Annotated in this window: 13 protein-coding genes and 2 pseudogenes; 7 read left to right on the top strand and 8 right to left on the bottom strand. The window is 38.9% G+C overall.

The window, feature by feature from the left end; genetic code table 11:
• Positions 1-119: 119 nt before the first annotated feature.
• The 5 genes and pseudogenes from AALI31_RS01420 to AALI31_RS01400 form a co-directional block, all read right to left on the bottom strand.
• Positions 120-896: pseudogene (locus AALI31_RS01420) on the bottom strand (SDR family NAD(P)-dependent oxidoreductase); the annotation flags it as partial.
• A 440-nt stretch (positions 897-1,336) separates the two neighbouring features.
• The gene (locus AALI31_RS01415; protein ID WP_489884743.1) at positions 1,337-4,396 is read right to left on the bottom strand and encodes a type I restriction endonuclease subunit R; all 3,060 of its coding nucleotides are present in this window, start codon (positions 4,394-4,396) and stop codon (positions 1,337-1,339) included.
• Positions 4,397-4,488: 92 nt separating this feature from the next.
• Entirely contained in the window at positions 4,489-5,565 is a 1,077-nt protein-coding gene (locus AALI31_RS01410; RefSeq protein WP_489884777.1) for a restriction endonuclease subunit S, read from the bottom strand.
• Between the two features lie 13 nt (positions 5,566-5,578).
• Positions 5,579-7,084 (bottom strand): annotated as a pseudogene (locus tag AALI31_RS01405) (type I restriction-modification system subunit M).
• A gap of 71 nt (positions 7,085-7,155) precedes the next feature.
• A complete protein-coding gene (locus AALI31_RS01400) occupies positions 7,156-7,362 on the bottom strand; it encodes a helix-turn-helix domain-containing protein (protein ID WP_489884742.1) in 207 nt (68 codons plus the stop codon).
• 204 nt (positions 7,363-7,566) lie between these two features.
• Here AALI31_RS01400 and AALI31_RS01395 point away from each other — a divergent pair, with 204 nt between their 5' ends.
• From AALI31_RS01395 to AALI31_RS01370, 6 genes are all read left to right on the top strand, one after another.
• Positions 7,567-8,052, top strand: a complete 486-nt coding sequence (locus AALI31_RS01395) for an ATP-binding protein (RefSeq protein ID WP_489884741.1) — start codon at positions 7,567-7,569, stop codon at positions 8,050-8,052.
• Positions 8,053-8,065: 13 nt separating this feature from the next.
• A complete protein-coding gene (locus AALI31_RS01390) occupies positions 8,066-8,407 on the top strand; it encodes a hypothetical protein (protein ID WP_489884740.1) in 342 nt (113 codons plus the stop codon).
• Positions 8,408-8,437: 30 nt separating this feature from the next.
• Entirely contained in the window at positions 8,438-9,160 is a 723-nt protein-coding gene (locus AALI31_RS01385) for a hypothetical protein (protein WP_489884739.1), read from the top strand.
• Complete coding sequence (locus AALI31_RS01380) at positions 9,135-9,506, top strand: ASCH domain-containing protein (RefSeq protein ID WP_489884738.1); 372 nt, start codon at positions 9,135-9,137, stop codon at positions 9,504-9,506. The genes AALI31_RS01385 and AALI31_RS01380 overlap by 26 nt, the downstream gene beginning before the upstream one ends.
• A gap of 495 nt (positions 9,507-10,001) precedes the next feature.
• Complete coding sequence (locus AALI31_RS01375; protein WP_489884737.1) at positions 10,002-10,400, top strand: hypothetical protein; 399 nt, start codon at positions 10,002-10,004, stop codon at positions 10,398-10,400.
• Between the two features lie 407 nt (positions 10,401-10,807).
• Entirely contained in the window at positions 10,808-11,017 is a 210-nt protein-coding gene (locus tag AALI31_RS01370; RefSeq protein WP_489884736.1) for a hypothetical protein, read from the top strand.
• A gap of 407 nt (positions 11,018-11,424) precedes the next feature.
• Here the strand turns inward: AALI31_RS01370 and AALI31_RS01365 are convergent, their stop codons facing one another.
• The 3 genes from AALI31_RS01365 to ppaX all read right to left on the bottom strand — a co-directional run bounded on the left by AALI31_RS01365 (position 11,425) and on the right by ppaX (position 14,765).
• Positions 11,425-11,679 carry a hypothetical protein gene (locus AALI31_RS01365; RefSeq protein ID WP_489884735.1) on the bottom strand — a complete coding sequence of 85 codons (255 nt, stop codon included), beginning with the start codon at positions 11,677-11,679 and terminating at the stop codon, positions 11,425-11,427.
• Positions 11,680-12,462: 783 nt separating this feature from the next.
• Complete coding sequence (gene rlmD / locus AALI31_RS01360; RefSeq protein WP_489884734.1) at positions 12,463-13,809, bottom strand: 23S rRNA (uracil(1939)-C(5))-methyltransferase RlmD; 1,347 nt, start codon at positions 13,807-13,809, stop codon at positions 12,463-12,465.
• Between the two features lie 317 nt (positions 13,810-14,126).
• Positions 14,127-14,765: a pyrophosphatase PpaX gene (gene ppaX / locus AALI31_RS01355; RefSeq protein WP_489884733.1), complete on the bottom strand. Its 639-nt coding sequence runs from the start codon at positions 14,763-14,765 to the stop codon at positions 14,127-14,129.
• 279 nt (positions 14,766-15,044) lie between these two features.
• Here ppaX and AALI31_RS01350 point away from each other — a divergent pair, with 279 nt between their 5' ends.
• Positions 15,045-16,688 carry a methyl-accepting chemotaxis protein gene (locus tag AALI31_RS01350; RefSeq protein WP_489884732.1) on the top strand — a complete coding sequence of 548 codons (1,644 nt, stop codon included), beginning with the start codon at positions 15,045-15,047 and terminating at the stop codon, positions 16,686-16,688.
• The last annotated feature ends 11 nt before the right edge of the window (positions 16,689-16,699 follow it).

Below are 16,699 nucleotides of genomic sequence, written 5' to 3'. Positions count from 1 at the left end.
TTTCGGCTGCAATTTTTATCGCTTTATTTCTTCACTCTTATTTATATAATGCTTCCTCTCTTCACAAACAGAATATTCCTATCTTTCATAAAGCTTTTATCCTTATAGCTACGCATCCCTCATTGAATTTCCGTAAAATCATTATCCAACTGCTCATATCCGCTATTAAATTCATTATCCATAACAGAACCCATCATTATACAACTCCACTTTCGTGGCATCTTAATCATCAAATGGTACATACGCCGATCACCAGAGCTTGTAAACAAAATCGGTCCATCACCCACATGGTCGAGAACATATTTCGTAACCTTAGATGGTAACTGGCCTTTATTCTTCTTAGCCTTTTTCGCAACTTTTTTATTAGAATCATTTTCTTTCAATAAGGATTCCTTTACTCTCATAAACTCTGGTGTTGCGATTGCACCCACCATAACGCCTGCTACTGTTACACCATACTTTCGCATTTCGTACCACAATCCCTCGGCAAGCGTCAGTTCAAAAGATTTTACTGCTCCATACACTGCGTTGGCACCACACCCTACAGCTGCTGCAATATTAGAACACAACAAGATACATCCTCTATGTTTCCGTGCCATATGCCTACAAAGATACCAACATAACTTCATAGGAACAATCGCATTTCCTACAACCCGTTTTTCGTAATACATTTCATCAACCTTAATAAAATATCCCACATGCTCAATAGCAGTATTATAAATCAACATGCCAATATCCAGACCACGGATATTTTCAATTATGGTATCAAAAGCGTTCTCTTCGTCAATATCTACCGTAAATTCCTTTGTTAAAATACCATACTTATCACGAATTCTGGCAGAGACTTCTTGCAACTTTTCAAGTTGCCTTGCACAAATAATAATATTGAATCCCCGTTTTGCACGCTCCTCTGATCAACAGACTCCTAATCCTATGGAAGCTCCCACGACCAGAGCCCATTCTCCAAATTTTTCTGAAAGACCATCATCTATTTTACTTTTTCTTAATTTTATCATATCCTACATCCTTTCTCTTTAGCATTATCGATTCTTAGTGAAATTAATACATTTTCTAATATGATATCTGCTTGCTATGCCTTGACGCATTACTAAAGGGATAATGTTATCATGTCTTATTACGTTTGAACCCATAATTATTTCTCCATTTTATTTTTTGCCTTTTGGTTATCAGGAAACTCTATTCGAAAGCCGCCAGAAACCACAACATCTTCTTTTTATTATATCCGCCGTGTCAACACTTCTTATTATTGTCATAAGTTACTCTGTCTTCGGCAATCATAATCAAATCCTAATTTTCGCTCTCTTTCAACATCTTACTATAAGTTAACTAACCAACCTTCCATATCATTATTGTCCATCCACAACTCGCACTGCGTCATTACGGTCTGAACAGCGTCATCCATGCCTTCCGGTGGATAACGATGTTTCTTCAAGAGTTTCTTAATCATCATCCGCATTTTTGCTCTGGCCGAATCGCGCTTCTGCCAGTCAATCGTGCGATTCTTACGGAGTGTATCCGCCAACTCTTTTGTGATGGCAATAAGTTCTTCATTTTCATAGAAGTCCTTAATCACCTGCGGTTTTATCAGGGCATCGTAGAATGCTAGCTCATCTGCTGTAAGGCCAAGCTGGTCGCCTTCCTTATGAGCTGCTGCGATTTGTCTTGCCAGATTGAGAAGCTCTTGTATGACTTCTTCATTTGTTAGCATACCGTTCAGGTAACGGTTCATAGCACTTTGGATGATCTCACTGAATTTTTCAGACTTGACCACATTGGTACGTCGGTAAATCTTCACCTGTTCTGCGATCAGCTTTTTCAGTAATTCGACTGCTAAGTTTTTCTCCTTCATCTTTGAGATTTCCTCAAGGAATTTAGGATCAAACAGTGAAAACTCCTCTTTAACATCTGAGAACAAATTGATAACACCATCGCTCTTGATACTGGATTTCAGAAGTTCGTTGATACGAGCATTCATTTCCGGAAAGGATATTTTCTTTCCCTCGCCTTGATTCATAAGGCGCATAACAAGCACACGAACCGACTCAAAGAATGTGGCTTCAATACGGAGGCTTTCCTCTACCAAGGAGGAACAGAGTGACAAAGCCTGATGGAGCATAAGTGCTTCCTTCAGAAAATCTTCGCGCTCACGTTCTTTATCAACGGCAACAATAAAGTTGACAGCACCACTAATAGCCCTTGAACGTTCAAGGCCAGTGCCGGTCGTAAACTTGGAATAATCATATCCGTAGAAAATATCGCGGCAGATAAAAAGCTTCTCCAAGAACTTCGGATAGGCAACCTTCGCAACATCGGTATCACCATAGTTCTTCTTATCACGGGAGGTGTAATCATTCATCGCTTCCTTAAGTGCAGCTGCGATGCCGACATAATCTACAACCAGTCCACCTTCTTTATCTCCAAATACACGGTTTACACGTGCAATCGCCTGCATAAGGTTGTACCCCTGCATGGGCTTATAAACATACATCGTGGCCAGCGCAGGAACATCAAAGCCCGTCAGCCACATATCCACAACAATAGCAATCTTGAGCGTACTGTCATTGTCCTTGAACTGCTTTGCAAGCTCATCCTTGCGACGCTTATTTCCGATAACAGCACGCCACTCCTCCGGGTCTTTATTGCTTTCCGTCATAACAACAGCGACCTTCTCTGTCCATGAAGGCCTGAGCTGCATGATACGATCATAGATCTTCATTGCAATGGCGCGGGAATACGCAACAATCATCGCCTTGCCGGTGAGCAGATTTGCGCGATAATTCTCATAGTGGTCAAAAATATCATCTACCAATGAAGAGATTGTCTGGTCATTACCGAGGATAGCTTCCATCTGACCCAGCTCACGTTTGCTCTTAGCAATAACATCCGGATCGGCGTTATTAGCCATAATGTCATACTCGGCATCAATCAGGCGCAGCGTAGTCTCATCCAGCTTAAGTTTAATAACACGGTTCTCATAATAAACCGGACGGGTAGCGCCATCCTCGACCGCCTGCGTCATATCATAAACGTCAATGTAATCTCCGAAGACTTCACGTGTGCTTCTATCTTTCATGGAAATAGGTGTACCGGTGAAGCCTATGTATGTAGCATTCGGTAAGCTGTTACGGATGATTCGCGCTGTGCCGATCTTGATTTTACCGGTTTCTACATCGATCTTTTCTTTTAAGCCATACTGCCCACGATGTGCTTCATCTGCCATAACAACAATATTTCTACGCTCAGACAGAGGCTCATGGGATTCTTGAAACTTCTGCATGGTGGTAAAGATGATACCGTTCGCTTTTCTGCCATCAAGCAGGGATTTCAGATGCTCCCGACTTTCAGCGTGCATAGGCTCCTGACGCAGGAAGTCCTTACACTTTACAAACTGCCCATACAACTGGTCATCCAGATCGTTACGGTCCGTGAGAACAACTATGGTCGGGCTATCCAATGCCTCCTGAAGCAGATTGGCATAAAAGACCATTGACAGGGATTTCCCGCTTCCCTGGGTATGCCAGAACACACCACCCTTACCATCTGTTTCCGTAGCGTGCTTGGTAGATGCCACAGCTTTATTAACCGCAAAATACTGATGGTAGCCTGCAAGAATTTTGAACTGCTTTGTACCTTCGTTGGAGAAACAAATGAAGTTCTTTATGATATCCAGCAGACGCTCCTTTTCAAAGATACCCTCAAAGAAGGTATCAAACTGAGCATACTGTGTATTCTCGTAGCTCCCGTCCTTCATTTTCCATTCCATAAATCGGTCTTCGCCGGATGTAATCGTGCCAGCTTTGGATGTCATAAGGTCACTCATGACACAGATACAGTTGTAGATAAACATGGATGGGATCTCATGCATGTAATTCCGGATCTGCGAGTATGCCTCTGATGCATCGGTTTCCTCACGGGATGGAGATTTCAATTCCACTAGTACAACAGGCATACCATTTAAAAACAACAGAACATCTGGACGCTTATTGCTATTCTCAACAAATGTCCACTGATTCGCCACGATGAATGAGTTGTTACCGAGATTATTATAATCCACAAGGTAAACAAGACCTGAACGCTCCTCACCTTTTACAAAATAGCACACTTCCACACCATGCTGCAGATAATCCATAAAAAGGGCATTCTTTTGCACCAGCTCGGCATTTTCAAAATTCTTCAGCTTATACAGAGCATCTGCGATTGCATCCTTCGGCATGGTCGGATTCAAATGGTGCAGTGCCTCGTTCAATTCTTCTTCATACAGAGGGCTTTTAAAGTCTCGCTCCAAGTCGGGGGCATAGACGTACCGATACCCCATGTTCTGAAGCAGCTCTATGACGGAATTTTCATAGTCTGCTTCGGTATAAAAGCCTGCCATAATTCACCAACTCCTTATCCGTAAATTTATGTCAAATTAGTGTCAACTCGTTTCACTGTTCTTTATCTCCTATTAAACAAGAATTTAGCAGTTTAAATCTCGATATCTGAAACATTAAGCTCACCGGACATTAGTTTTGGTAAAAGGGTGTCACGTGTTGTGGCTAAACGTACATTTTCATCTTTGTTATGACCAATTATCTCAAAAATCGGCTTTACGATTGATGTATAATTGTGAACATCTTCAGAGTTTAAGTTACTTATTGGCATAGCAGCTATGTGTTGAGGATAAATGTGAGGCTGCGCAGAGCCTGTTTGGGCATCGTAAATTTCTTTTTGTCGTTTTTTTAGCAACACATACCAAAAATAAACATCGTCTGTCATAGAACTATCAATGAAAGATGAGTCAGATGACCAAATAGGTATATTCCATAAGCTTATGTATCCAGCATTAGCACCTGAACCAGATATAGCAAGAACTGGAGCTACGGTGTTAGCAGTATTGTGATAAGTTGATGGTTCTAATCCGCCGGCTACTACTGGAACATTCCCCAATATAGCGTTTTTTAATAATAAACCTTTTCCTCTTTTGGGTGTTATAGTATCACTGATGGTGTTTTCACCATCGGAAATATTCGGGAACATATTATCAAAAATCGTCTGAGCTTGCTCCTCTAAATTCTTGTTTATCCTATTATTTAGTTCTATTTCGTCATCTAAGTCTCGGAGTATTGAAGCTACTACCTTCTGTTCCACTAGTGATGGTAATTCCACTTCAATACCATCAAATGTGTCTCGCGTAATAGTATCAAACACCGAGCCATGAGTATTCTTTTTCAAAACCACCACATTGTGATTAATCAAGTAATATAGATATTCCTCATCAACAAGACCTTCTTTTGTGCGAAGTCCATAACACGACTGATTAAAAGCCATGGGATATGGAATCATCGCCATTTCTCCGACAGTACCACGCGCTGAAATTATTGAATCATTTCGCTTTAGCAATTTCGTCGAACTATTATTAAGTCCAGCTTGTGTAATGGTCTTCTCTGTTTCATATACGTAGCGATAATCATTGTTAAAGTCTTTTACAGAAAGCCAAGGAATGTCACCATTCCAATATTCCGGCTTACTTGTCTTCGGAGTTCCACCACCAATAATATACATTATTTCTGAGAGTTTATATTTCATATCCAATCGCCCCCAGTTTCTTTCTGATCTCGTTCTCCAGTTCATGAGACTTTGCAAACATATCCGACAGTTCCGATGTCAGACGTGCCATCTTCTCCTCGAACGGCTCTCCATCATCTTCCTTCTCCTCAATGCCAACATAACGGCCAGGGATGAGAATATAGTCCTGCTTTGCAATATCCTCTAAAGTTGCTACCTTGCAGAAGCCCGGCACATCTTCCAATGTGCCGTTCTGGAATGCCTCAAAGTTATCAGCAAGTTTCTGGACGTCCTCATCAGTAAAATCACGATGCTTGCGATCAACCATGTGTCCCATCTTGCGTGCATCAATAAACAGTGTCTTGCCAGACTGCTTCTTGCCTTTTGTGATAAACCAGAGCATAACCGGAATTGTAACACTGTAGAAAAACTGTGTTGGCATAGCGATGATGCCTTCAATCAAGTCATCTTCGATGATATTCTTTCGAATGTTTCCTTCACCACTGCTCTGTGTAGACAGCGCACCATTAGCCAGAACTAGACCGATTTTTTCCGTTCGGTGCAAGGTGATGGATCATATGCTGAATCCATGCGTAGTTGGCGTTGCCCGCAGACGGTGTGCCGTACTTCCAACGTTTATCATCCAGCAGTTTTTCATGATTCCACGGATGATAGTTGAATGGAGGGTTGGCAAGGATAAAATCTGCCTTCAAAGTCGGATGCAAGTCATTGGTAAAGGCATCCGCATTGTAAGGTCCTAAGTCTGCATCGATACCTCGGATGGCCATATTCATCTTTGCCATCTTCCATGTATCTGGGTTTGCTTCCTGTCCATACACAGAAATTAAACCACGCTTATAGCCGTGTGCCTCGATTAATTTTTCACTCTGAACGAACATGCCACCACTGCCACAGCAGCAATCATATACTCGACAGTTATCGAACGGACGCAGAATGGATACCAGAGTCTTTACCACACTGGACGGTGTATAGAATTCACCGCCTCCGACACCTTCCTTTTCTGCAAACTGTGCAATACAATATTCATAAGTACGTCCGAGCAAATCTTCGCTTGCCATCGTATTGCTCATGTCTATATTGTTAGTGAAGATGTCGACCACATCGCCCAAGACACGCTTGTCCAGATCAGGACTTGCATAGTTCTTCGGCAACACGTTCTTCAGCTTCTTGTTCTCTGCTTCAATGGCTCTCATGGCATTATCGATAGCCGTGCCGATTTCTGGAGTATGCGCCTTGGATGCGATATTGTCCCACCGAGCCTCTTCCGGCACAAAGAATACACTGTCCATCTCGTATGCATCGCGGTCATCCTCAAATCCGTCACCTTCATTTATCAGCTTCTGATACTGCTTATCAAATGCTGCTGAAATATAACGAAGGAAAATCAGTCCAATGATGATCTTCCTGTATTCTGCCGCCGATGCCCCCACAGGACGCAGGCCGCATCCCACAATTGTTTTTCAAAGCCGATATTGGCATTAGTTTTATCAGTTATATGAATCTACTCCCAAGTAAACGCATGTATCCATGCTTATTTTATTCTTTCTGGTATACTAAAAAACGGACTCAGTCGTCATCGACCATTTCCATTATGTCGCTGACATCGCATTGCAAAGCTACACAGATTTTCTCTATAATCTCTGTGTTTACGTTTTCATTCTTACCAAGCTTCGTCACGGATGCCGCACTGATCCCAGCTACATGCTGCAAATCTTTTTTCTTCATATCTTTATCAATTAACAGCTTCCATAATTTCTTGTAACTAATGGCCATGTGCCAACCTCCATTTTCTGTCAAAATATCTATACATAAACTCTGACTTACTCGTTATATCATATCTCTCATCAAATTTCAAGATTATCTCCTGCGTTTGCAGAATTTATTTTCGTTTTCTATTGAATTTTACAATCTGATCTTCTATAATAACATAGACGACTGGCTTTTCAGTCGATTTTGCACTAAGGAGGTATGGCGTTCATGATCTTTATAAGCGGTGTCCACGGTGTTGGAAAGTCCTATTTTTGTGGTATGGTCAAAGAATCCACCGGCATTGAGTCCTACTCGGCCAGCACCTTAATCACACAGAAAAAGCATTCCTGCTTTGTCAAGGACAAGCTCATTCCAGATATTAACAACAACCAGCAATACCTTCTTCAGACAGTCAACGAATTAAGAGATTCCGGGGAAATCTTTATTTTGGATGGACGCTTTTGTTTATTGAATGCGTCTGGGAAGGTTACACGGATTCCTTATGATACCTTCACCGCTCTGAAACCAGAGGCGATCATTTTATTGATGTATAAGCCCGATGGGATTGAATCCCCGGTTCAAGACATTGAGGATTTTCAGCAGAAAGAATGTACCTACGCAAAAGAAGTCGCCGTTGATATCGGTGCAAAACTCTTTATCTCTGGCGGTTCCAGAGACCTTGCACAGGCAATTGATTTTATAAAGTCGCTTTAGGGAGGAAATGTTTATGGCAGGCAAATTTGAGCGAAAGCTATTCTCCGGGATTAATCTCGATGACACCTTCTTTGATTCTTTAAAATCCGATTATCCGGGAGCTACAACTAGTACCGGCTTTGTAAAATGGTTTGCTGCAAAATCTGCAGACGGAAAGAAAGCTCTGGTTTTTGAAGATAATCAGGGCATTGGCGCTTTTGTTAATCTCAAGCCCGCTGAAGCCGAAGAAATTAAACTTGCTGACGGCACCATATTGCCTAAAGTAGCTCGACTTAAAATCACTACAATCAAAATTGATGAGCGATATCGTCATCAAAGAATTGGCGAGGGTGCGCTTGGCTTAACACTTTGGTAGTGGATAAATCTCGGTACCGATGAAATATATGTGACTGTATTTGAGAAGCACACCAGTCTGATATTCCTTCTCGAAAAATATGGCTTTGTACATGTCGGAAATAATTTGAATGACGAACGAGTGTATATTAAAGATCGTAGAAACCTCGATTTTAGCGATCCATGCAAGACATTTCCTTTCTTAAGCAATCAGATACAGTACGCAGGATGTCTCGCCATTGATATGGACTATCACGATACGATGTTTGCTTATTCAGAACTTGCAAACACTTTGCAGGAACGCGTAGACTTACGTGTTGCTAACGGATTAAAAAAAGTATACATCGGTCGGCCTTACAGCTTAGCTTTTAAAGTGGGTGAACCTATCCTGGTTTACCGTAAGCACACGGGACCCGTTGGACGGGGATATAAATCTGTCATAACATCTTACTGTGTAACGACAAGAATTGAAAAGATAAAGTCGGACGGACGTGCTCTTTGCACCTATGATGAATTCCTCCATATGGTTGAAAACAAGTCTGTATATGGTGAAGATGAACTGAAAATAAAATATGATACATGGTCTTCTCTAACGCTGATTGAACTGCTCTACTACGGTTATTTCGGCGCTGGGAATAATGTGAATTGGAAATGGTTAAAGGATAATGACTGCTGGCCCAGAACCCACTCGATGAATTTCCGTTACACGAGAAGTCAGTTTGAGACAATTCTACGGGAGGGCAATGTCGATGCCGACAATGTTATTATCGATTAAACCTAAATATGCCAAAGTAATACTGGAAGGCAAAAAACAATACGAATTTCGGAAAAACAAACCCAAAGACGGCGTTACCCGCATCATCTTTTATGCCTCGTCCCCTCAGAAGCAGGTTGTTGGCGAAGCTACAATAGAGGAAATTCTGGAGGGCACACCAAAAGAGATATGGGAGGTTGCCAAGACAGTAGCTGGGATTACGAAGAAGTTCTACTTCTCTTACTATGCTGGCAAAAATAAGGCAATAGCTTATAAACTCGAAGATGTAATTGTATACGATACTCCCAAGAAGCTCTCCGATTACGGAATCAGTCAAGCCCCACAGTCGTTTGTATATCTAGATTAGTTCAGGAGCGACGTTATAAATGGCAACGTGGCTTTCTTTTACCATCTTAACCGATTCGCACTTTCTCACTATACTAATAAGCAAATTAGCAAAGTTGCTGATTAACGAAGAAAGGAGTTTTACTATGACAAGTGTTTTGGAAAATTCATCAACGAAAATAGGCTCGGACGTTCTTCTAACGGCAACAATATTCTTTTTAAAGATATCGCCCAAATGATAAGAACTAGCGCCACCTATCTCACCGACATCATTAAGGAAAGACGAAATCCTCCGAAAATGATCATGCTTCTAAGATAGCTGTTATGCTCCATCTAACGGATGAGGAACGTTCAGAGATGTTCGATCTCACTGGACGCGAAAGAAATGAGGCCGCGTCAGATCTTCCTGAATACATTATAGCCGAAAACACTCCTCATGTTCGTGCTGCTCTCCGCAAAGCCAATGATAAAAAGCTCGGTGACAACTTCTGGAAGCGAGTTCTTCTAAAGGATAAATATGACCAAAGGGGCATATCTCAGCTCCCTTATCCCTCGGATTTACAAATCCGAATTCGATAACAAGGCCAGCAGAAATCTTAGCGAAACACCGTCTGGAGGCGCTCGAAAGCCGATGTCGGTACCAATCAAAAAGATTGCAAGAGATAAATTGCATTTGCTCATCAAGGAGTATCACCTATCCGAGGGTCTCAGTATTCTCGGCCAGATACGCTTCACTGATGGACTTGCTGAAATTTATGATCCATCTGAAGATGAATATCGGGAAGTGTTCGTCAAGGCAAAGACCATGATCATAAATCCGGATACCTATCTGAAGCGTAACTTCGGTAATCGCCGTAATACCATAGCGTATAAATACGTCTACTGGACTACTATCGTAACTACTTTCTTGCTATAGAGACACTAAGGAAGGACGGTCTTATTATAAATACAGCGTTGTCCTGTTGAAGCTAAGGACGAATCTTTCAAGGATATATTTGAACCGATGTATTGGGGCTCGAATGGCAATCAAACAGTATCGTTACACGCATACTCATGCTAAAAGAGACGATTGCTGACGGATTCCAGATGATCATCGACCACAGTAAGAAAAACAAGTTTATATCCACAGGACTGATCTCTAAGTCAAAATAGATTTTGGAACAGTTCGCTGGATTTTATCAGGTATCGCGACTTCTGCTGCGATCAGACTCGCGGAGATGGGAATCCTCTATTGATCCATATGCCATCTCCTCTTTTTTTAGGGTATGGCTTCGCTAAAAAGCGGATCCACTAATTTATAAATTTGAGAAAAGGGGGATGCGGATGGGGGGAATTCGAAACTGTCTCGGTCGCTTGGCTTGCTGCGGCAATGCAGCAACTAGATATGCCTCTTCGCTGTATAAAGGCCATCGCACGACAGCGTACCTGTCAATCGGTGAAGCCTTCACTGTCGAAAAAGACAACACAAGAACCATAGTGACCCAGATCACCACTTCGGCTTTCAAAGTACACAGCTACAAAATTGCTACTTAACATGACCCCATAACTGAATAGAAGTCCGCAGAGCTGATTGACGACCAAAGGACATAATTTTATCCCGATAGAGATGACTAGCCTTTGGCCGTCTTTCCGTCTCTACGGACATAAATCGGCTCCTGCGAATTTCAACCTTATCTATTTGCAAATCCAAAGGAAACGTTTTTATGAAAAAGAATGGAAACAATGTAAAACGTATTTACGACAAGCAGACCAAGACATAGTTCGAGGTCAGCCCTGAACAGTATGAGAAATTCGACTACTGGCGTACTAACCTTAGAAAACGCGAACAATATCATCACCACTGCATGTGTACGCGTAGTAAATGGTGGCTTTACGACGGAATGTGTCAGGACTGCGAATTTCACGCACCCGGTAATACACTCTCTCTGAACATGCCCGTTTCAAATGAAGATGGCAACGAAATCACTCTTCTTGACACACTCGTAGATCTTACTCCTTCTATTGAAGAGATCATCTTCGACAAGGCCGAGCTTGACCAACTCTTTTACCGTCTGAACGAACTCATACCGGAAGCAATCTGTATTGAACAGCTCCATCATAATGGTCTTTTCAATGAGGTAATTGCTGAAATTATTAGCATCAAGCATATCATATTCCTGTCTCGCTTGAAGAAGGTAAAGGAGCAAGCTCGCCACAGAATTCTCCGATCACTTCTAATAATGTATGGCTCCGATTGCCGTTACGGTGGCCGGGGTTTTTTCAAAATTTTTCTCCATTCCTTCGTTAAACTGCCTTCCTCACCTCCAGTGGAAAGTGTAAGGAACATGAAACCATAAGCTCCGGACAAGAAGATTAACGACATGTACGACACACGCAACAAGAGCACTGCAGACGCAGAAATCATCGAAGTGCTGAATACGATCAGCCGTGTATCTGCAATGTTGTCAAGGAAACTCATACTACTTGCCACTCAAAAGCAAATCCAAGGAAGGAGGAAAACATCATGAGCAAAATGAGCGATATGGCTGTGACCATCGAAGAGCTCCGAAATGCTGCTGCCGCTATTAATGAAGCAGCTGACTGGCTGACCAGATAGTTTATCATCGAAACCGAAGAGCCTGCAACTTGCACCCGCGAAAGATCTGGAACTTAAGCTTGAGGATGTCTGCGCAGTGTTGACGGATATGTTCCACAAAGGTCATACAGCAAAAATCCGTGCTCTGCTTCAGAAGTACGGTGCCACCAAGCTCTTCGGCTTCGACTCAGAGAACTACAGCTCACTCTTAAAAGATGTGGAGGGACTGGACCATGCCGAATAAACACGTATTACTTTTCGCATCATCGTCAGACCACTGGATTCACTGCTAGCCATCCGCAAGGCTCTCTGAAAGCTATGAGTATAAAGGAAGTGACTATACCATCGAGGGCACCGATGCCAGAAAAGCCCGGAAATACTGCACTTTTCTGCACCTTACCGGTCAAACCCTTGACATCAATACCACCGTCTCAACATGGTAAGTTCCAGCAAACATATCAATCCCTTGTATAGTTTTTATTTTATATTTATTCTCTATGAATACTTTTAAATCGTCGACCAAGGTTTTTGGGTTGCAAGAAACATAGATGATATTTTTCACATTAAACTTACATACGTTATGCACACTCTTTCCACCTATTCCAACCCTAGGTGGATCAATTATTATAACTTCAATATCATCATCCATTCCCTTTATGATTTCTGTCACATCTCCATTTATAAATTCACAGTTCAAACCATTCAAAAAAGAATTTTCCCTTGCCATCTTAACAGCATCTTCATTTATCTCAATTCCTATAACCCTATTTTTCATTTTAGAACTTAAGACTTGTCCCATTGTCCCTATTCCACAATATAAATCAAGAACAGCTCCTTTAATGTCCCCAACATTATCTCTAACTCTTTCATATAACAATTTCATTCCTTCAGTGTTAGTTTGAAAAAACGAGGATAGACTTATTTTAAATTTTAATCCAAATAATTCTTCATATATATAGTCATTTCCATAAATCACATTGATGCTTTCAGGTATTATGGCATCGCTTAAGGAATCAGATACTAGATGAATTAAACTTCCAACTTTTTTATTCAGGTCCAATTTTAAAATTTCATCTCTAAAACTATTCAAATCAATGTTCTCTTGACTTGAGGTCACAAGACAAATCATAATCTCATCTTTCCCATCTCTAAGGATTAAATTTCTCAAATATCCTTCATGGTTTTTTAATTTGTACGCCTTAATACCTCTCTCTCTGAAATATTCAATAGTAAATTTCATTATCTTCCTAAAATCTTCACTCACAAGATGACAATCATAAGTCGGAACTATCGAAAATGGATTTCCCTTTTTATGAAGTCCAAGTTCGAGTTGCCCACCCTTTACTTCATCACCAAATGAAAATTCCATTTTATTTCTATACTCAAACTGTTTTGGAGATTTAATAATTCCTAAAAACTTTTCGTACTCTATGTTTTGGCTATCTAACAAATCAAGAAGTGCCTGTTCTTTAAACCTTATTTGGTCGTCATAACTCAAATTTAAATATGTACATCCTCCGCATTCACCAAACTTCCCACAAATAGGCTTTATAGAGATTGGAGATTCCTGAACCCTCTCGATAATCTTACACATGTTCCTTCCAGATTTTATCTTCACAAATCTAACTTTCAATTTTTCAAATGGGATACACCCTTTTACAAAATATGTGTTTCCTTCAAACTCTCCAAATCCCTCATTGTTAAAATTAATACCCGTTATTTCTAATTCAAATACTTGTCCTTTCTTCAATTTACCATACTCCCTAAAAATTTTAATAAATTTACTCTACCCTGTAACAGCATTTCTATTTTGTAAAATAACAAATTTCACTATTAGAACCATCATTTAATATTTCTAAATAAACAAAGAATCAAAATTAGGCAAAAATATCCCTGCCAAATAAAAAAACAAGACTCTATGTTTATGGGAAATACCTTAAGAAATCATTGATATGAATTGGAAATGAATTAAATATACACAAAATACAAAACATCTTTATAGAAGATTCCTAAATCTATAAATCTCGAGAAAGAGAAACAAAACAGCATCTCTCCCCAGTATTTAAATCAATTTTTAATCACATTTAGTACATCCATTAAATCATTTACATAATAATCAGCATCTGCCTTTAATAGTTTGTCCTTCATAAAACTATACAGGACACCGCAAGTTTTAGTTCCCGCACCCCTACCGCTTTCGATGTCGTAAGCAGAATCGCCAATCATAAGACACTTACTTGGAGAAACTCCTAGCTCATTACACGCTTTTAAGATTGGTTCAACATGAGGTTTATGATTTTTCACATCATCACCTGCTATTATTGCATCAAAATAATTTATTAAACTCAAGTGAGTTAATCCTTTCAGAGCTGGTCCCCTACTCTTCGATGTCACAATCCCAAGTTTGTATCCTCTATTTTTAAGAATCTTCAGTAACTCATGAGCATTTGTAAATGTAGAAACTTTGTCATCATGATATTTCAAATTAAACTCTCTGTAAATTCTTACCGCATCCTCAACTTTATCTATATCGTTAAAGAACTTGTACATCGTGTGAATTAAATATTCTCCAAAACAATCTATGATTTCATCTCTTGAAGGTCTGGGCTTTCCTAATACATTAAACGTATGCACAAAAGATTCTATTATCAATTCATTTGTGTCTATCAATGTCCCATCTAAATCAAACAAAATTGCATCAAACAAAATAAACCCTCCTTTACTTTACAAAGTTATATCTATTTAAAATTCTACCATTATACATATCTAAAAACAATAATTTATCAGATTTTTTAATACTAAGTAAAATTTTTGTACATAATAAATCTTAACCGTAGTTTAAAGATTTAAGATTTATGAATTTATCAGAGATCGTTGTGCAAGGGGGGCATTAACATACAAAGTTCAATATTAACAAACTTAAAATCACAAACGTTTTTTAGGACAATGCTGTTTCATAAAATTGGAACTATAGTAATCCTCAGTGTGTTTTCGGTTTTTATATATTTAAACATCATAATAAATACATCAAACAATATTTTGATTAATTACTATCAAAGTGTTCTCTTAAACCTTACTTCAAATTTTGATTATAAGCTTACATACGATCTGATTCAAAATCCTAGTAAATCAAATCCAGTTTTTAATGAAATAAAATCATACCTTCTAGAGTTTAGCAACAATTTAGGTATAAACGATATTTATCTATCTACAATCGATGCAAAGGAAAATCACGAAATAATGTTAGTTCATGTTGATGATACTGAATTTGAAGTTGGTCAAGTGATCTATTCACAATTTGGGATAGATGCATTTAAGAATCGAAAAGTTCTATCTGGGAATTTAAAAAATAAACGTGAAACCTTTTATAGCTTTTATTCTCCAATTTTAAATGAAAATGGTGGACCCATAGCTCTTATATCTTTTAATATTCCAAGAAGAATATTTACCCAACTTACTTTGACAAAGTTTGTCCATACATTGTTGTCACTTGCAATCATAAATATTGTTTTAATTACTATCTACATTGTGATTGCCACAACTGGACTCTGGAGAATTTTAAGACCCATTTATGTAATTAAAAATGAAGTTCTGAGAGTTTCAAATAAAATTTTTTCAATAAACAGAAATTTAATATTCCCAACTCATGAATTCAATTTAATTCAAAAGCTATTAGTTAAATCTGTGAATATGCTGAAAGATTTTATACTATACCTTGTTATTTATCTTGAATATATACGTTTTTCAATTTCAAAAGTAAAAATAGGATCCATAGATATGATCAATAAGATTAAATCTTCGATGGCATTTATAACAAAGGTTTCAAAGTCAAATGAAAACGTAAATGTCGAAGTCTTCAAACTCAAAGAGGAAATAGAAATTTTTTCAGAAGATATAAGTGTAATAACAACTGAAATCAAAAAGATACTTGAATCAAATACATCTGCCATAGAGATTTGCCAAAACAATAATGAATTTCTAAATGAATTTCTTCTTGAAATATCAATGCTAATTAACAAATTGAAAAATGAACAAATCGAATGTAAGAATCTCACAATTTTATCAAACAAAATAAATGACATTCTAACAAACATATTAACCATTACGAATGAAACAAAACTCCTTTCTCTAAACGCATCAATAGTTGCTATATCAGCCGGCGAACATGGCAAAAGTTTTGGTGTTATAGCAAAAGAGGTTGGAGATTTATCACAAAATATAATAAAGTCCACTGGATACATCCAGCAGACTCTAATCAAAATAAGCAATACCATAAACTTATTAAACAAAGAATCAATCGAAGTATTTGAATCATTTAAACAACATTCAGATAAATCGAGAATATTTTCTTCAAATTTATCTGAAATCTATAACTCCATTAAAAACATAACCTTATACCTAAAAGACATTTCGTTTTCATCAGAAAAGCTCAATAGCAAAAATGAAATTATTTTAGACAACGTTACCTTTTTAAGTTCTAATTCTTCGTCCAACTTAAATTCAATAAGACAAATAGAAAATCTTATATCAAGAGTAAATGAAAATACATTGGCATTTAGAGAGAGTTTTGAGGATTTGGATAGTAACATAACTCAAATAAAGCTAAATTTAAGTCAATTCAAATTATAAATAAGATGGTG

The sequence above is a fragment of the Anisomitus miae (SeqCode) genome (assembly GCF_054906395.1).
This window is presented reverse-complemented; position numbering and strand designations above follow the sequence as displayed.